The 18604-nt window shown below is 37.0% G+C and carries 13 protein-coding genes; 10 read left to right on the top strand and 3 right to left on the bottom strand.

Annotated features, from left to right (window positions below):
* Positions 1–55 precede the first annotated feature (55 nt).
* Both LQV47_RS04540 and LQV47_RS04545 read left to right on the top strand, forming a co-directional pair.
* Positions 56–3634: a choice-of-anchor L domain-containing protein gene (locus tag LQV47_RS04540; protein ID WP_230034306.1), complete on the top strand. Its 3579-nt coding sequence runs from the start codon at positions 56–58 to the stop codon at positions 3632–3634.
* Between the two features lie 350 nt (positions 3635–3984).
* Positions 3985–6360, top strand: coding sequence for a choice-of-anchor L domain-containing protein (locus LQV47_RS04545; RefSeq protein ID WP_230034308.1), 2376 nt, complete (start codon positions 3985–3987; stop codon positions 6358–6360).
* Between the two features lie 125 nt (positions 6361–6485).
* Here the strand turns inward: LQV47_RS04545 and rsmA are convergent, their stop codons facing one another.
* A complete protein-coding gene (gene rsmA / locus LQV47_RS04550; protein WP_230034310.1) occupies positions 6486–7256 on the bottom strand; it encodes a 16S rRNA (adenine(1518)-N(6)/adenine(1519)-N(6))-dimethyltransferase RsmA in 771 nt (256 codons plus the stop codon).
* 91 nt (positions 7257–7347) lie between these two features.
* On the opposite strand from rsmA, the gene LQV47_RS04555 reads away from it, so the two are divergent.
* The 6 genes from LQV47_RS04555 (at position 7348) to LQV47_RS04580 (ending at position 12465) form a co-directional block, all read left to right on the top strand.
* A complete protein-coding gene (locus tag LQV47_RS04555) occupies positions 7348–8247 on the top strand; it encodes a permease-like cell division protein FtsX (protein ID WP_230034312.1) in 900 nt (299 codons plus the stop codon).
* A 2-nt stretch (positions 8248–8249) separates the two neighbouring features.
* A complete protein-coding gene (locus LQV47_RS04560; RefSeq protein WP_230034314.1) occupies positions 8250–8546 on the top strand; it encodes a DUF3098 domain-containing protein in 297 nt (98 codons plus the stop codon).
* A 95-nt stretch (positions 8547–8641) separates the two neighbouring features.
* A complete protein-coding gene (locus LQV47_RS04565; RefSeq protein ID WP_230034316.1) occupies positions 8642–9460 on the top strand; it encodes an undecaprenyl-diphosphate phosphatase in 819 nt (272 codons plus the stop codon).
* A gap of 42 nt (positions 9461–9502) precedes the next feature.
* On the top strand, positions 9503–10201 hold the full coding sequence (truB, locus tag LQV47_RS04570) for a tRNA pseudouridine(55) synthase TruB (RefSeq protein ID WP_230034318.1): 699 nt from the start codon (positions 9503–9505) through the stop codon (positions 10199–10201).
* Between the two features lie 62 nt (positions 10202–10263).
* Positions 10264–10986, top strand: coding sequence for a 23S rRNA pseudouridine(2604) synthase RluF (gene rluF / locus LQV47_RS04575; protein WP_230034320.1), 723 nt, complete (start codon positions 10264–10266; stop codon positions 10984–10986).
* A gap of 255 nt (positions 10987–11241) precedes the next feature.
* Positions 11242–12465 carry a hypothetical protein gene (locus LQV47_RS04580; protein WP_230034323.1) on the top strand — a complete coding sequence of 408 codons (1224 nt, stop codon included), beginning with the start codon at positions 11242–11244 and terminating at the stop codon, positions 12463–12465.
* 134 nt (positions 12466–12599) lie between these two features.
* Here the strand turns inward: LQV47_RS04580 and LQV47_RS04585 are convergent, their stop codons facing one another.
* Together LQV47_RS04585 and LQV47_RS04590 are read right to left on the bottom strand one after the other, a co-directional pair.
* Entirely contained in the window at positions 12600–13868 is a 1269-nt protein-coding gene (locus LQV47_RS04585) for a helix-hairpin-helix domain-containing protein (RefSeq protein ID WP_230034325.1), read from the bottom strand.
* Between the two features lie 168 nt (positions 13869–14036).
* Positions 14037–14381, bottom strand: coding sequence for a MerR family transcriptional regulator (locus LQV47_RS04590; RefSeq protein WP_002980674.1), 345 nt, complete (start codon positions 14379–14381; stop codon positions 14037–14039).
* Positions 14382–14856: 475 nt separating this feature from the next.
* On the opposite strand from LQV47_RS04590, the gene LQV47_RS04595 reads away from it, so the two are divergent.
* Together LQV47_RS04595 and LQV47_RS04600 are read left to right on the top strand one after the other, a co-directional pair.
* On the top strand, positions 14857–15636 hold the full coding sequence (locus LQV47_RS04595) for a hypothetical protein (protein ID WP_230034327.1): 780 nt from the start codon (positions 14857–14859) through the stop codon (positions 15634–15636).
* A 151-nt stretch (positions 15637–15787) separates the two neighbouring features.
* On the top strand, positions 15788–18487 hold the full coding sequence (locus LQV47_RS04600) for a reprolysin-like metallopeptidase (protein ID WP_230034329.1): 2700 nt from the start codon (positions 15788–15790) through the stop codon (positions 18485–18487).
* The last annotated feature ends 117 nt before the right edge of the window (positions 18488–18604 follow it).

Consider the following 18604-nt stretch of genomic DNA (forward strand, 5'->3'; position numbering starts at 1 on the left):
GATTAAACTGAATTTTAATCAAAAAAAATAGTATTTTTGTTTAAAATAATATAAAATGTTAAATAGGAGGAAAGGAAGTTTATTTTTTGCGTTATTTTTTATTTTTTTAGGAATCTTGGTCTCTTCTCAAAACAGAGATAGAGCAGAGATAGCCGTAAAACGGAGTTCTGCTTCAATGAGGGCGGGAGCTTATATTAACGTAAATACACCAAACTATCCTGAATCAGGCTATAATATTACACAGTTGGTAAAGGATGTTCTGATATCCGGAGGCGGATGTACGACTTCTACCGTAAATAATGTAACAGTATCTCCTAATCTGGCTCCGGGAAATTCGGAACGAAGCTGGGGATATTTTAATAAAGGTACTACCAATTTTCCTTTTAATAAAGGGATTATTCTTTCAACAGGATATGCAAACAAGGCAGGAAATGACTTTCAGGCAACACTGAGTGATGCGCTGCCTTCCGGTGGAGATAATGATCTGGCTACTGTATTGAATATTCCTAATAATCAATTGTTTGATGCTACCTCTATAGAATTTGATTTTGTAGCTTCCTCTACCGAAATTTCATTCAGATATTTATTTGCATCCAAAGAATATCAGCTAAATTTCCCCTGTACCATTACCGATGGATTTGCCCTTTTATTAAAAAAAATGGGTGATCCTACCTATACCAATCTGGCTGTGCTGCCAGCTGGAGCCGGACCGGTAAGTGTAAAAAATATCCACCCTGCTTATCCCAATTGCGGGCCTATAAACGAAGCTTATTATGGTGGAACGAATACTGCTCAGATTGAAACTAATTTTAACGGGCGTACCATTCCTTTAACAGCAAAAGCAACTGTTGTTCCGGGGCAGACTTATCATTTTAAAATGGTGCTTGCCGATTTCCAGGACCGTAATTTTGATACTGCCGTTTTTCTGGAAGCAGGATCATTTGATATTGGAGTAAAGATCCTGGATCCTGCAGGAGTACAGCTTCCTGCCTCTGTGAATATGTGTGACAATTCTCCACAGACCTTTACAGCATCTGTTCAGGGAGCTAACGTGACTTATCAATGGTTTTTAGGTGGCAATGCTATTGCAGGAGCTACGGGAGCCAGCTATACAGCTACACAACCCGGGGTATATTCTGTGAAGGTTTATATCCAGGGAAATACATGTCCGGGAGAAGCCAGTATTACCGTGGTAGGAGGAACATCTCCTACAGTGCAGAATGCCAGCTTAACTGCTTGTTATACTGCTGGAAATGCTATATTTAATTTACCATCGGCGCAAACATCTATAAGTACAACCCCTGGTGCTACTTTCCAATATTATACTACACAGGCTGATGCGAATGCCGGAAATGCCAATACAATTCCTAATCCTACAACGTATCCAAGCGCAGGAGGTCAAACGGTTTATGTTCTGGTTAAAAACGGTTTCTGTTCCAAAGTGGCTCAGCTCCAGTTGATAAAAGCACCGCAGATGACCGGAACTATTGCTCCTCCAGTGGTATTAACCTGTGTTAACTCACAGACCACATTGGATGCATCTGCATCTGTTTACCCTGCTGGGGCTACATTTAACTGGACTACAACCGGAGGTAACATTGTGTCGGGAGGAAATACACTCACTCCCGTTGTCAATGCAGCCGGTACGTATACTTTAACAATATCTAATACTTTTCAGCCTGGAAATACTATCTGTACGGCTACCGCTACAGTGACTGTGACAGGTGACAGTGCTCCGCCGGCAACAGGCCTTACAGCAACTAAATTAAATATCTGTAACGGAGATTCTGTAGTGTTGACGGCCTCCGGAGGTACTACCTATAACTGGGTAGGTCTTCCCGGAACAGGAAATACACAAACGGTATCACCTACCACTACTACCACATATTCGGTAACCGCGGTAGGAGCAAATGGCTGTGTATCTCAGAATCCTGCCACCATAACCATAGTGGTCTCTCAACCGTTTACAGCGCAAAATGCAACACTGCATAAATGTTATGAACCCGGATTAACCTATGATCTTACAGAAGCACAAACTCAGATTACAACTGCGACAGGAGTTACTTTTGTTTATTACGTAAATCAGGCTGATGCCAATGCGGGGAATGCTAATTTTATTGCAACTCCAACAGCGTATTCACCACCGGGAAATCAAACGATATACGTTTTGGTAAGTAATGGAGGATGTAGCTACGTAGTTTCCCTGCAATTATTAAGAACAGCAGTAACTACTCTTACCATAGCACAGCCACAAACAGTTACCTGTACAACTCCTCAGGTTACTTTAAATGCTTCGGCTTCAGTAATACCTGTAGGATCTACCATCACATGGACTACAACTGGAGGAACTATTGTATCGGGAGCTAATACGCTTAATCCTGTAGTAAGTGCGGGTGCTACTTATACACTAACTGTGACCAACGTGTCCCAGCCAGGTAATTTAAGCTGTACCTATACTTCGAATGTGACAGTTCCTCAGGATACCACATTACCCACTGCTGGTGTTACTTCTTCGCAACCCCGTATATGTTTGGGGGAATCCGTAACATTGACAGCTACCGGTGGTGCTACTTATAACTGGACAGGACTTCCCGGAAACGGAAGTACACAAGTAGTTTCTCCGGGAACAACAACCGTATACACGGTTTATGCAGTAGGGGCTAACGGATGTGTTTCTGCAACACCGGCTACAGTTACTGTGGAGGTGGGACCCCCTATTGCGGGAATATCAGCTTCAAAGTCAAAAATCTGTGAAGGCGAATCTGTTACATTAACAGCTACGGGAGGAATTACCTATAATTGGGTAGGTCTTCCCGGAAATGGAAATACCCAGGTAGTTACTCCTCCAGTAGGCACTACTGAGTATTCTGTTTATGCATTGGGAGGAAATGGATGTAGCTCAGTAAATCCTGCTACAATAAAAATTGAAGTGGTACCTGCTATAGTGTCTACTTTAAAAGATGTTTATGTATGTGCCGGAGATAGTGGTATTTTAGATGCCGGAGCCGGACTTAATTATACTTATCTGTGGAGTACTGGTGCAACTACCCAGACAATCTCTGTTAATCTGCCGGGAACCTACAGTGTCACTATAAGTAATGGAACGTGCTCCAAAGTATTTTCAGCTCAGCTGATTAATCCTGATCTCCCTCAGTTTACGAATATAACCTATGAAAACCATGTTCTTACCCTTACAGCGAGTAATCCGACAGGAGGTATTTTAGAATATTCTATTGATGGTGGGGCAACATGGCAACCCTCTAATATATTTTATAATACTTTAAATAATACAAACTATCACCTGATGGTACGTGTAGTTGGTGCAAAATGTGGTACATCACTGGATTACTTTACATTGGTTATCAGTAATGCCATTACTCCTAATATGGATGGTTTCAATGATACCATAGATTTTACAGGTATCAGTGGTTATAAAGATTTTGCTGCTTCTATTTTTGACCGGTACGGAGCAGAAGTATTTAAGGCAACAAAAGATAATGCAGTGTGGGTAGGTTCCATGAAAGGCTTAAACCTTCCTACCGGTACCTATTGGTATAGGGTACAGTGGGAAAATCCGGCCAGTAAAAAGCTGGAGCAACGTTCAGGCTGGATCTTATTGAAAAACAGGAATTAATAATATTATAAATGATACAGAATAACAAAATCTTTCGGAAACGGAAGATTTTGTTTGTTTTTAGAAGTCATACCGTGATTATATAGGTATGCAAATTCATACAAAAAATTAAAACAGAGATTTAGATTAATAGGATGTATCGGATCATTATGTTTTAATTCTGAATACTTTCTTTACCGCTATTTTTAATGGAATAAAGATGCGGAAGTTATTTATTAGCAAATAATAAATATTATCCAAAATAGCTTATGATAAGCTTTTATAGATGTATTTGTAGTTTTTTTATAAAAAAAAATAAATATGTATGTAGGATATTTAAAAAAAAATTAAATTTGTTGAAACAAAGTATTATGCGAAGAAGATATCTACCGTTTTATTTATTCTTTTTAATTGTTTCCAATTTTTTATACTCACAAGTACACGGACCCAGAAAGATTATTAAAAGTGTAAGGACCGAAGAATCCAGAAGGGCGGGTGTTTTTATTGATGTAAATGCTCCAAGTTATACTGAAACCAGTTATACCATAGAAAAGCTGGTGAAAGATGTTTTGATTTCATCAGGAACCAATACCTGTGTAACTCCCAATGTGACCAACGTAAAGATTACGCCTAATCATGCTGTAGGAGATGCTAACAGGTCTTGGGGATACTTTAATAAGGCTACTACCAATTTCCCTTTTAAAGATGGTATTATCCTTTCTACAGGATATGCCAGTAAAGCAGGGAATAGCTTCGATGATTATCTTAGTGATACCAACGGAGGAGGTACTGATTCCGACTTGGCTCAGGCTACAGGAGCAACAGGAACACTGACTGATGCTGTGCTTTTGGAATTTGATTTCGTACCCACTACTTCTCAGATAAAGTTTAATTATATCCTGGCATCTCAGGAATATACTTCTACTTTTCCATGTAATTATGCGGATGCTTTTGCAATATTGCTAAGACCTACTTCGGGAGGACCTTATACCAATATGGCTGTACTTCCCAATGGTGCCGGACCTGTAAGTATTACCAATATCCGCCCTGCAATTCCTGGAGGAGGAGGCTGTGCTGCTGTAAATGAACTATACTTTGCAGGATATAATACAGCCCATATTGAAACAAATTTTAACGGAAGAACAATTCCCCTTACCGCTACCGCTACCGTAACCCCAGGGCAGGAATATCATTTTAAAATGGTAATTGCCGATTACGGACCTTATGGAGCCGATCATTCATATGACTCTGCGGTATTCCTTGAAGGAGGTTCTTTTAATATTGGAGTTGAGCTGCTGGATCCAAGCGGAGCTACATTGCCTTCTGATATTAATGTCTGTGATAATGTACCACAGGTGATTACAGCTTCTGTAAGTGATCCTAATTTGCTATATCAGTGGTATTTGAATGGAGTAGCGATTCCTAATGCTACAAGCAACACTATTACTGCTACACAACCGGGAAGTTATACTATTGAGGTAAGCGTTCCCGGGAATCCGTGTCCCGGAAAAGCATCTATTCAGATTCATGGTGGAACTACCCCACAAGCACAGGATGCAACTTTACTCCTCTGTACCACCCCGGATATTACCACCTTCGATTTAAGTACGATCATGCCTTCAATAAGCCCAACACCAGGTGCTGTATTCAAATTTTATGTTGACCAGGCAGATGCTATTGCCCAAAACGGGAATAATATCCAGAATATATTGAATTATAACGGTACAGATGGCCAGATTTTATACGTAGTGGTTTCAAACGGAGGTTTCTGCAGTAAAATGATAGAGCTGAAATTGCTAAAAGAGGCAACACCTACCGCAAAATTAAAATCATCCAAGATAAAAATATGCCCGGGAGAATCTGTGACGCTTTCTGCTGAAGGAGGAACAACTTATTTCTGGGATAATTTCCCAGGTACCGGAAGTACACAGACTGTTACATTGCATCAGACTACTGTTTTTACCGTTTATGCAATAGGACCAAAAGGATGCAGATCCCTGAATCCTGCAACCATCAGAATAGAGGTTACTCCTGAAATTACTACTCCTTTGCATGATGTGGAAATGTGCGTTGGTGACAAAGTAACTCTGGATGCCGGAGCAGGTCCTAATTACAAATACCTTTGGAGTACCGGTGAGACCACACGGAGAATTGAAGTAGACCAATGGGGAATTTATACCGTAGAAATTGATAACGGAATCTGTAAAAAGTTATTCTCTGTTAAAGTGATGGGGGCGGCTACACCTTATGTTACAGCAGTTAATTATGATGGGGCTAAAAAAACAATGGTGATTATAGCTGAAAATCCTCCAATGAATAATACACCAAGCAAACTGGAATATTCTATAGATGATGGCATTACATGGCAGGAATCTAATGTTTTTACAGGACTTTTAGATAATACCACGTATACTATCCTGGTAAGAAGAGTAGGAACTCATTGTGTGGGAACTTTAGACTTCTTTACCTTTAAAATCAATAACATTATTACTCCGAATGACGACGGAATAAATGATGTGCTGGATCTTAAAGCTCTTGGGGAATTTAAGAACTTCACAGGTTCTATTTATGACAGATATGGCGTAGAAGTATTCAGGTTCTCAAAAGAAAATCCTGTATGGAATGGAACTGTTGTAGGAAAGAGACTTCCAACAGCTACCTACTGGTATAAGTTTAATTTTGAATACCCTAAATCCAAAGCTCAGATGAATTCATCAGGGTGGATTATGCTGAAAAACAGGGAGTAAAAAATAAAAATATATAGCCAAAAAAGCCTTTCAGTACATCTGAAAGGCTTTTTGCTGTAATCAAAATAGATCAGGTTGTTTATATTAAACTAAAAATTAATTACTATAAAACATTGAAATATAACCTATTGATTTTCTTTCCAAAGTTTGGTGAAGCTTATAAAATCTGCGACACTAAGCTCTTCCGCTCTTTTGTCTAAAAATTCATGTGTTTTTAAAGCTTCAGGTATATTCAAAACTTTTAATGCATTCGAAAGTTTTTTTCTCCTCTGGTTAAATCCTGCTTTTACAATCTGTTTAAATAAGACTTCATTACCACTTAAGCCTTCCTTCGGATTTCTCGTAAGTCTGATAACCCCGGATTTTACCTTCGGTGGCGGGTTGAAGACGTTCTCATGAACTGTAAACAGATAAGTGACGTCATAATAGGCCTGAATCAAAACAGAAAGAATACCGTAATCTTTAGTTCTTGGTACAGCTGCCGTCCTTTCGGCAACTTCTTTTTGGAACATCCCTACCATCTCAGGAATGAGCCCATAATAATCCACGATTTTAAATAATATCTGAGAAGAAATATTATAAGGGAAATTTCCAATGATAGCAATCTGCTCATCCTTGATAAAATTAAAGTCCTGTTTCAGAAAATCTCCTACAAAAGTATTTTCTGTAATACTGGAATAGTTCTTTTTCAGGTATTCAATAGATTCCGTGTCTATTTCTGCGAGATAAATATTCTGATCTTTTTCAAGAAGATACTTGGTGAGAACTCCCATACCGGGGCCTACTTCCATGATGTTGGTATAGTTCTCAAAACTAAGACCTTCTACTATTTTTCTTGCGATGTTTTCATCTGTCAGAAAGTGCTGACCAAGATGTTTTTTTGCTTTTACACTCAAAGTTTTTTATGATTTTATTAACAGTGATTTTCTCTTTTTCGTCCCAAATTTCGGAAGATTTTTTCTATTTTAGCCAAAAATTTTAATATTAATGGCTAAATCTGTAGATGATTTTAATAAGAAAAGGCTTCGGTCCAGCAATATTACAGTAGTGATAAGTATTGCCTTAGTGTTATTTTTGTTAGGCTTAATGGGGCTTATTCTGATTAATGCCCAGAAGTATTCTGACTATATTAAAGAACAATTGGTAGTGAATGCCTACTTTGATGAAAACTATGACGCTAAAGATTCTGTAAAGATTGCAAAACTGGAGGAAGAAACTTTAAAAAAGGTACAGACCTTAGCTCCTGTAAAAAAAGCTACCTATATTTCCAGAAGTATGGCTGCAAAAGAGGCCAAGAAAAGTATGGGTATCGATAGTGACGCATTGTTTGAAGAAAACATTTTCCCTTCATCTGTCGAAATTGCTTTAAAACCTGAATATGTAGATCCTGCAAAAATTGATGAAGCCATTAAGGCAATCAAATCTGTGCCTGGTATTGTAGATGTTAAAAATGACAGCACATTAATGGTAGATGTTTACAATAACCTGAGCAGAATCTTAAAGTGGATCTTAGGATTTTCAGTTCTGTTCCTGGTGTTAGCTGTTGTACTGATCAACAATTCGATCCGTCTGAAAATATTTTCCAAGAGATTTATCATTAAGACCATGCAGCTGGTGGGTGCTAAAAGAAGATTTATTCTTAAGCCGTTCATTATAGAAGCTATTGTCTTAGGCGCTATTGGTGCTCTGATTGGTCTTTTAGCTTTGTTTGGTGTTTGGTATTACTTTACCAACCAGATTGGATCAGCATTTGTACAGGATAATCAACAGTATGTATGGCTTGTATTATTGGTATTCGGAGTAGGAATTTTTATTACTGTCCTAAGTACCATTATTGCAACCTGGAGATTCTTAAGATCAAACGTTGACGATTTATATTACTCTTAACAATGAGCAAAAAAACAAATAAATTTTCCGCTACGGAGTTCGGCCGGGAAGTGGAAGCACCACAGGAAAACTCCTTTTATTTCGGACAGCAGAATTTCAAATGGATGCTGATAGGTCTGGCATTTATAGTAGGTGGTTTTCTACTGATGATGGGCCCGGATGCTAATACAGTAGACGGTAAACTTGATCCCAACTCATGGAACGATGGTATTTTTTCCATCAGAAGGATCAGGATAGCACCTCTGTTTGTAGTCATTGGTTTTGTAATAGAAGTATATGCTATTTTAAAAAGAAAATAGAAACAATTTATATTTAGAGATTAAGAGATTTGGGAATTTAGAATCATGTATTCTAAACTTCAGGATCTCTTAATCTTTTAATTTTTTGAAAGAATATGGATTTAATTAACGCAATTATTATTGCCATTGTAGAAGGTCTTACGGAATATCTTCCTATTTCTTCTACCGCCCATATGGGATTTACCGCAAGCCTGATGGGACTTCCTGAGGATGAATTTTTGAAGATGTTTCAGGTATCTATTCAGTTTGGAGCTATTCTATCTGTGGTGGTAGCGTACTGGAAAAAATTCTTTGATTTAAAAAATCTTCAGTTTTACTTTAAGCTGGGTTTTGCCGTAGTACCTGCTTTGGTTTTAGGGTATTTATTTGATGATAAAATTGAAGCTATCCTTGGAAACCAGATTGCGATCTCTTCAGTATTAGTGCTGGGAGGTGTTATTTTACTGTTTGCGGATAAATGGTTTAAGAATCCTAAAATTGATGACGAAAAAGGAATTACCATAAGAAATGCAGTGACCATTGGATTCTGGCAATGTCTTGCGATGATGCCTGGAACAAGCCGCAGTGCAGCTTCTATTATTGGAGGAATGGCACAGGGGCTGACAAGAAAAGCAGCTGCAGAATTTTCTTTCTTTCTTGCCGTTCCCACTATGTTGGCGGTAACAGTGTACTCTGTGTTTGTGAAAACCTGGGGGAAAGGAACTGGAAATCCACAAAAAGGATACGAAATGATTATGGCTTCACAAGATCACATCATGATCTTTATTATAGGGAATGTGGTGGCATTTATTGTTGCTCTTATTGCTATTAAGGCTTTCATTGGAGTGCTGAACAAATATGGTTTCAAACCTTGGGGCTGGTACCGTATTTTTGTAGGTGTAGCCTTGCTTATTTATTTTTATTTTTTTAAATAAGAAAATATTCATTCATTATTAATTGCTTAGTAGCTACCATTCATGACCGCTGAAGAACTTAAATCAGGATATACCTTTTTATTAGACAAACCCCTAGACTGGACGTCTTTCCAGGCTGTCAATAAAATGAAATATAAACTTAAACGTGAATTTGATCTTCCCAAGAAATTCAAGATTGGCCATGCCGGGACATTAGATCCCAGAGCAACAGGACTTCTTATTGTATGCTGTGGAAAATTCACGAAAAATATTCCCGAAATCCAGGATGCCCCAAAAGAATACTGGACAGAAATTAAAATTGGGGTACAGACAGAATCTTACGATACAGAGAAGCCGGAGATTCTTCAGCAGGATATCTCAGCGATATCAGAAGAGCGGGTAAAAGAGGTACTTGATAAATTTGTGGGAGAAATTGAGCAGAAACCACCCGTTTATTCTGCCATAAAGATTGACGGTCAAAGAGCTTATAATCTTGCCAGAGCAGGAGAGGAAGTTGAAATGAAATCCAGAAAAACAACCATTCATTACATCAAAGATATTAAGATTGAGTTTCCTTTGGTAAGTTTTATGGTGGGTTGTTCAAAAGGTACCTATATCAGAAGTCTGGCCCACGATATAGGGCAGGAACTTGGAGTAGGAGCCTACCTGACACAGTTGAGACGCACAAAGATCGGGGATTATAAAATTGAAGATGCTACAGATCAGTTTTTGAACAATAACTTTAGATTTGAAGGGTTGTAAAAAATGAATAAGGCATACCTATTCAATGGCAATAAAAATGATACCGGCTACGGTATAGACTAATGGAAAAAACACGTATTAATAAATATTTATCAGAAGTAGGGTTCTGCTCAAGAAGGGCAGCAGATAAACTATTGGAAGAAGGAAGGATAACAATTAATGGCAAAATTCCTGAACTGGGAACAAAGGTTTCAGATGAAGATGTTGTAGAAGTAGATGGTAAGCCTGTCAGAGAACGGGAAGATAAGCCTGTATATATTGCTTTTAATAAGCCCGTAGGCATTGTTTGTACTACAGACACCAAACGTGAGAAAAATAACATCGTAGACTATGTCAATCATCCTAAAAGGATTTTCCCTGTCGGAAGATTGGATAAACCCAGCGAAGGACTTATTCTTCTAACCAACGATGGTGATATCGTTAATAAAATCCTAAGAGCGAGAAACAACCACGAAAAGGAATACATTGTTCGTGTAGATAAACCTGTCAATCCAAGGTTTCTGGAGAAAATGAGAAATGGGGTTCCTATTTTAGATACAGTTACCAAAAAGTGTGAAGTAGAGAAAGTTGATGACATGAACTTCAGGATTGTCCTTACGCAGGGACTGAACAGACAGATCCGAAGAATGTGTGAATATCTTGGCTATGAGGTGAAGAAGCTGAAAAGAATCCGTATAATGAACATTAAACTGGATCTCCCTATTGGAAAATGGAGAGATCTGACAGATGAAGAACTTAATACGCTAAACTGTTTACTGGTGGATTCTAATAAAACAATCGACTAAGATCTATACATATCTTAACGGTTCCACTTTCTTTTTTTTGATTTTTTCCTGCAATACTTACCAAGTTTTGTAGTATACCTATATTTTATTGTGCCAAACCTTATAAGTTTTTAAAACCTATAAGGCTGTGAGTTGTAAGATATTTCTCTTCATAATCTCAGGTGTTAATTATTTTTCACTTAACAGTGTAATATATTTTATTTTTTAATAAAATTGCATTATATTTATAATAATAACAACTATAACCTGAAAATCATGAAATTACAATTTAATGTAGTCTTTTTGTTTATTATTCTGATAACACTTACTAATTGTCACAATGATAACCACAATTCAAATCACCCCCATGATTCTTTGTTTTATATTGACTACAGAAGTTTACAGGGATTACCGGACGGAATTGCTGTAATAGAACTAGATCCTGAAGCTCCCAATTTTGGATATATTAGCAGCAAGCTTGAATTGGGTATCGGGGTATTGCCTCACCACATTTATTATAATCATAACGAAAAAAAAATGTTCACAACTGCTTTGGGGGGCAGCTATCTCTATCAGATAAAAACAGAAGATGATCAAAATGGGCAGCCCAAATTAGTTAGTGCAACACCCATTGATACAGGTGAGAATACGGTAGGAGAAAATTTGTTTTTTACCAATGACGGAAGATATTTTATGACCTTTATGGGTGGGGCAGGAGGTCCAAAAGATGGCAGTATAGGTGTTTTTAACGCGGATAATAATCAGCTTATTAAAATTATTAAAGCACCCATTCAGGATAATCCAAATCAATTTATAATGTATCCGCATGGCATCTCCGTTAATGAGGAAAAAGGATTAATGATGGTAACCTCAACTATTCACCCGGATCTCAGTACAGGCATGGGAAATACTTGTACCTTACTAGATCTCAAGACCTATGAATTAAAGGAGACCTATCAGTTAGCAGACTCACCAACAGATATGTCTGCTCCTGTTGAGGTTTTATTACTACGTGGAAAATTTCCACAATATGCTCTTGCTACTACAATGCTTGGAGGCGATATCTGGATGGCTCCCTACAATGCTGTGACCAAAAAATATGATGCTTTTACTAAAATATTCGAAGGAAGTACCCAAGGATTAGGCTGGGCACTCGAAATGTATATTGATGATACAGGCAAACTCTATGTAAGTTTTGCAGATCCCGGAAAAGTACTTGTCTTTGATTTAAGCAATCTCCCTCAAATAAAGCTTTTGAAAACTTTTGATGCAGACAAAGGAGCACATCATATGGCTTTCTTCAAAACCAAATCAGGAAAAGAGGTGGTAGCCGTGCAGAATAATTTACTGAATATTCCTAACTTAAATTCGGGGACCATTAGTATAATTGATATCAATACAGGAAAAAACTTAGGTACCGTCAATTTACGTACCCGATATGGGATATTACCGGAATCCATTGAAGGAACCAATGGCCCAAGCAATTATATGCATCATTAAAATTGATCAATATTCAGATTATAAACTATTCCGGGAAACAGATGTTTTTTGGAGTAGTTTATATCGAAATCTACCTTTTAAAACCGATTAGACTATGGTCAATGTGTAAGCGTTCAATTTTTATCCATACGGTGTTATTTGACATATAATTTCATTCTTTCTTCATATTCAGGCTTTAACTTCAGAAACTTCCATATTTTTTTATCATCAGGATAGGTGATCCGGTAAAATATAATTTTATCTGCTGAATACTTAAAGTAAGGATGGTTTTTCAGCCAGTCTTCGGGCGCATCTGCTAAGCTGTATTTGGCAACCGCTGAAGCGTCCAGGGGACATATGGAAATCAGTTTTTGAACCAGTTCTTTATCAATATTGTAGGTATCCAGGATCTGCTGTTTATTGATGAAGCCACCCAGCTTTTTTCTAAATCCAATGATGGATCCGGCACTTCTTTCATCCAATCCAAATTCTAAAAGCTGCTTAAAGGTAATAGCGTTAAGGTTCGTTTTTGAAAAATCTGTCTGTTCCTGTTGCTTTACATGCTCTTTTATTTGGATATAAGGTTTTAATTCCTGAAATTTTTCCGCAGAAATTACAAAACATTTTTGCAGATCCTCTGCTGTCCTAAAGCTTCCTGCCAGATTGCGGTTTCGATAATTAACAATAACATGGGCTTGCTTTTCGGAGAATCCAATGGCCATCCAACCTTCTGCATCCAGCGTGTTGGGATCAAAAGGATGATAAGATATTTTGGTTTTCAGAGCCGTATTTTTACTGATATTTTGAAAATTTCCAGGAGTTTTTACCGGTAACAAGAGATAGGGCTCCAGTTTACTATAGTTTTCGGCAGAAATGATAAAGCATTCTTTAAATTTCTCTTTACTGATAAAACTGCCTCCCAGGTATTTTTTATATTTTAAAATAGCCTCAGCCTGTCTTTCGCTGAATCCCATTTGTATCCAGTGGTCTTCAGAAAGCTGATCCGGATTGAATTTTCTGGAAATTATAAGGGATTTCTTTTCAAAACCTTTAAAATGATATGATTTTGCATCTGTTTGCGTTGCCGGAAGCAGAATATAAGGTTCAAGCTCCGTGAATTTATCTGCGGAAATGGCATAACATTTTTTAAGCTGTTCCTTTGAAGTAAATTGACCCCCTATGATCTCTTTATATGTAAGGATAGTAGAAGTCTGTTTTTCAGAAAAACCAAGTTGCTGCCATTGTGCTTTATCCAATATATTAGGATCAAAATCAGATAAACCGGCAGGAGCAGAAGTCTCCATAATAAATTTCACTTCAGGAAAAGAAGCTTTTTCTCTGCTGGTATATTTCTGATACGCAAATAGGATGGTCAGCAGCAAAACCATAAATGCCAGTTTCCGATAATAGCTTTTTCTCATCATAAGGTAAACCTATTGATAAAAACAAGATCAGACAATGGCTGGCTGTTAAATGAGTGATTTTACAATATAAATTCATTTTAATAGCTTTTAAAATACATATAAAGCTCTAAAAATGAGAATTATTTAAATAAAAAAGTATCTGTGAAGATACTTTTATGAGGATAAAAATTATTCGGAATCTTTTTCTCCCAAAGACTCTTTTAGCTTTATAAGTTCAGCCTTTACAAATTCAAGTCTGTCAATAAGTGTAATGGTCTCTGAAATTTTGCTGTTTGTGGTCAAAGCAACACGGGCACCGTCCAGAGTATATCCTTTTTCTTTCACTAAATGATAAATCATCTGGAGGTTCTTGATATCTTCAGGAGTAAAATAACGGTTACCTTTTCTATTCTTTTTAGGTTTGATAATGGGGAATTCCTGTTCCCAATAACGTATTAATGAAGTATTTACATCGAATGCTTTTGCTACTTCTCCTATAGAATAATACAGTTTGTCAGGTAAATTTATTTTCATTTTACAACTCCTAGACCTCAAAGATAAAAATTTTTTAAAGTTGTATCCAAATATATCTTTAAAGTGCTGAAGTGCTTTTGTCTTATATGAAGCCACACGGATGAAGTTGGGAAGGGAAAATTGGTCACTTTATTCAAATTGTTATGAAGGCGAATAGGCTATTTATAAAATATAAACGGTTGGATGGATAATGATAGAGATTTTGTACCTGATTTAAGAATTTCCAATTCAAAATTTCTGAAAAGATAAGGATAAAATATCCATTATAAAATTATTATTGAGCTCGTGATATATATTGTGGTGATATTGTATGTTGTTTATTATCAGTCGTTTTAGTTAATGGAGTATCTGTGTAGTATATTCTTTTTTTTGAGAATTAATATTCTTAATTACATTTAGGTCTGATTGAAAAATTTCGAATAAATAATCTATTATATTTTTTTTGAATTTCTATAATAATACAAAATATGAAGTTATGAAAATAAGTTTTTTATTATTATGTATACTGGCATATGCAAATTTTTTTGGGCAGATTGGTAAAGTCGGTATTAATACACTAAAGCCAACCCGGAGTTTGGATATCAACGGAAATATTAGAATACGTTCACTTACTGATAAAAAGGACAGTGCCAATGTGTATGACCGGGTTCTTGTAGGGAATAGTCAAGGGGACATCGATTTTGTTCCTATTGGAAGTTTTGATGTTGAAACACCTGCAATTAAAACAATAAAATTTACAGTAAAAAATGTTAAAATTCCCAGCACTTATAGCTATGTTACAGAAGCGGTGAATATAGGAAATGTATCAATAAGATATAGAAATAATTCATCTTGTATTGGCATTAATTGTGAAAATAGAATTGGGGGTAAACTGGAATTCAAATTTTTTAATGCAGCAGGTGCGGGCAGTGTTTGGACAGGTAGCTCTATGCTGGTCAGGAGATCAAGTTTTTTGAATAATGATGATACCACGTCGCCGACAGCTCAGAGTGGGGAATATAGAACAAGGTTTTATGCAGGAACTATAAAAGGAGTTCCTCTTGATGATACAACTTCTCCATATACTGTTCTTGATTTAGAATATAACCCGGAAACAAGAGATACTGGCAGTACGATGTTGTCAATAAATTCAACAGGAGACGTATATAGAATATCTATAATGTTCAATGGCAGTTTACCAGCGGTTGCTGCAGATAATATTGCTGCATTACCCAGGCAGGCAACTATATTTATTGAACGTTTGACAGATGATTAGAACATCAATATGCATATGGTACTTATGAAATCCAGTTGAGACATAGGTACTTTAATTAATATATAATTTATTTATTCATAATATCGTGAAAAAAAATATAATCAATTACTTTTTTATGTAACTTCGTGAAACACAAAAAACTACAGTGAAAATGAAACATTATTTCTTTATTTTTGCACTGCTGATTCCTTTTTTAGGGTTTTCACAGTGGACAAGAGCTGAGTTGGGATCTCAGAAAGTAAAAAAATCTCAGGAAAAGTTAGAATTTTCAGGCCTCTATTCGTTGGATGCCAATAAGCTTAGACAGACATTACAAAAAGCTCCTGCACGTTTTTCAAATGAAAAAGGAGTTGTCATCTCGCTTCCTACTGCTAATGGGAAATTAGAAAGGTTCCAGGTTTGGGAATTTTCCAATATGGCCCCTGAACTTCAGGCAAAATTTCCGGATATTAAGTCTTATGTAGGAACCGGTGTAGAAGATCCTTCCGTATATCTGAGATTCAGTCTTTCTCCGGTAGGGTTTTCCTCAATGATCACCCGATCAGGAATATCAGAATTTATAGAACCTTATACCGAAGACAGAACGGTTTACGCTGTATTTGATTCCAATGCAAGAAGAGGACAGGATAAAGAACCTTTTGAATGTCTTACTCCTAAAGATTTGAACGGGAAGACTTTCGAAAAAAAAAACGATGCTGCCAATAAAAAAACAGCAGGTTTTAATGTTTTCAGAATGGCACTTACCTGTACAGGAGAATATGCAGAATATCATTTGACAGCGGCAGGAACTCCGGCGACAGCAACCGATGTTCAGAAAAAAGCGGTGATCATCGCTGCTATGAATGCTACTTTAACAAGGCTTAACAGTGTTTTTGAAAAAGATTTGTCATTACATTTTAATCTGATTGGCAATAATGATGCTATTGTATTCCTGGATTCGGCAACAGATCCATTTGATGAAACGGATGCAGATAATACCAATGATTATAATCATGCAGGTTCATATTATGCTATAGCTGCTCGTATTCCTGAGGAAGACTATGATATGGGACATTTGGTTGACAAAAGAGATGGAAATGGTGTAGCCTCATTAGGTGTAATATGTGAAGATATAAAAGCAGCAGGCTATACTTCGTGCAATTTCCCGGAAGGCGATACTTTCGATATAGACTATGTAGCTCACGAAATGGGACATCAGCTGGGAGCAGGACATTCCTATACTTACAGATCTTCTCAGGCAAACCAAAAAGTAGAACCGGGAAGTGGTAGTACAATAATGGCATACACAGGTATAACAGGTGATTCAGATGTACAATTTAATTCCAATGATTATTATCATACCAATAACATTACACAGATAAAAGATATAATAAATGGGGTTTCCTGTGGTGTCAATACCCCTTTTGCCAATCCGGCTCCCAATATTAATGCCGGAGCAGACTATACAATTCCCATATCTACCCCATTTGTATTAAAAGGAGTTACTGCTGATGCCGGAAATTCATCCTATACCTATGCATGGGAACAGACTGACCAGGCAGCTGCAGCTCAAATTGGAGCAGGAGATATTTCTGCAGCTTATCCTACAAAACCAACAGGACCTACTTTCAGATCTTTCTCACCGGTGAATACACCAGTAAGATACTTTCCTGATTTTAATAAAGTACTGGGAGGTGTTTTGTCGACACGATGGGAATCGGTTTCCAGTATAGCAAGAGACCTTAATTTTACGGTTACGGTAAGGAATAATAATCCAACAGGACCACAGACTGCTAATGATGCAATGAAAGTAAGTATTAATGCTGGAGCAGGTCCTTTCCAGATAACATCTCCTGCATTCGGACAGTCCTTAAATTCAGCAGGTACATTTAATGTAACCTGGAATGTTGCCAATACAAATCAAGCTCCGATTAGTACAGCAAATGTTAATATTAAGCTATCTACAGATGGTGGGCAAACCTTTATTACGATTGCAGCCAATACTCCTAATGATGGCAGTGAGCAGGTAAATATTCCTATAGGTTCTACATCGTCCAATGCCTATATTTTGATAGAAGCTGTCGGAAATATTTATTATGCAGTGAGTCCTAGTTTTGTGATTGATTATACAGTTACCGGTGAGAGCTGTACTACTTATACGTATAGCGGAGCCCCGGTAGCAATTAAAGATGGCCCTGGAGGATCAGGAATATCTTCTCCTAGGGTGATAGCTCCATTAATGGTCAATAATAATGGAACAATCACTAAAATTAAAGTTATTCCGGCTATTACACATACTTCTGTAAGTGATCTTTCAATTGGAATAGAAAGTCCGACGGGATCATCTGCACTTATCTGGAATAGGTCATGTGGAACAAATTATTTTTCAGGAATAACTGCAACATTCAGTGATACTGGAAATGCCGTGGCCTGTGCATCACCTATTCAAGGAGAAACAAAATCGTATGAATCTTTAGCTATATTCAGAGGTCATAAAGCTCAGGGAGAATGGAAACTTTTTGCATCGGATAATTATCCTCAGGATGTGGGAACTATTACAGGCTGGTCTCTTCAGGTATGTACTCAGGAAACCCAAAATTTAGGAACCAAAGAACTCACTTCTGCGTTAGGTGATGATATCAAAATTTATCCTAATCCTAGTGATGGACATTTCTTTGTGAAGTCCAGAAACTTAAAAGGAGAAGTGAAAGTAAATATGTTTGATTCAAGTGGAAGATTGATTTATTCTTCAGCTTATCAAAGTGGGGAAGATCATACTAAAGAGTTTAATGTAAATGTACCAAAAGGAGTGTATGTTATAAGCATCAATTCTTCAAAAGGAGTATACAACAGTAAACTGGTTATAAAATAATAATCATTAAATAATATAAAAAGGATCGGCAATAGTCGGTCCTTTTTTGTATTGGATTTGTAGCTTGGCTTTATTTATAGTAATTTTATCCTCCATTTATTTATAGGATGAATTCTA

Source organism: Chryseobacterium sp. Bi04 (assembly GCF_918698085.1).
Taxonomy (GTDB): domain Bacteria; phylum Bacteroidota; class Bacteroidia; order Flavobacteriales; family Weeksellaceae; genus Chryseobacterium.

Bases quoted from the DNA above. Each gene is read 5' to 3' on its own strand.
- LQV47_RS04540 (WP_230034306.1), top strand. From the start codon at position 56: ATGTTAAATAGGAGGAAAGGAAGTTTATTTTTTGCGTTATTTTTTATT.
- LQV47_RS04545 (WP_230034308.1), top strand. From the start codon at position 3,985: ATGCGAAGAAGATATCTACCGTTTTATTTATTCTTTTTAATTGTTTCC.
- LQV47_RS04555 (WP_230034312.1), top strand. From the start codon at position 7,348: ATGGCTAAATCTGTAGATGATTTTAATAAGAAAAGGCTTCGGTCCAGC.
- LQV47_RS04560 (WP_230034314.1), top strand. From the start codon at position 8,250: ATGAGCAAAAAAACAAATAAATTTTCCGCTACGGAGTTCGGCCGGGAA.
- LQV47_RS04565 (WP_230034316.1), top strand. From the start codon at position 8,642: ATGGATTTAATTAACGCAATTATTATTGCCATTGTAGAAGGTCTTACG.
- truB (WP_230034318.1), top strand. From the start codon at position 9,503: ATGACCGCTGAAGAACTTAAATCAGGATATACCTTTTTATTAGACAAA.
- rluF (WP_230034320.1), top strand. From the start codon at position 10,264: ATGGAAAAAACACGTATTAATAAATATTTATCAGAAGTAGGGTTCTGC.
- LQV47_RS04580 (WP_230034323.1), top strand. From the start codon at position 11,242: ATGAAATTACAATTTAATGTAGTCTTTTTGTTTATTATTCTGATAACA.
- LQV47_RS04585 (WP_230034325.1), bottom strand. From the start codon at position 13,868: ATGATGAGAAAAAGCTATTATCGGAAACTGGCATTTATGGTTTTGCTG.
- LQV47_RS04590 (WP_002980674.1), bottom strand. From the start codon at position 14,381: ATGAAAATAAATTTACCTGACAAACTGTATTATTCTATAGGAGAAGTA.
- LQV47_RS04595 (WP_230034327.1), top strand. From the start codon at position 14,857: ATGAAAATAAGTTTTTTATTATTATGTATACTGGCATATGCAAATTTT.
- LQV47_RS04600 (WP_230034329.1), top strand. From the start codon at position 15,788: ATGAAACATTATTTCTTTATTTTTGCACTGCTGATTCCTTTTTTAGGG.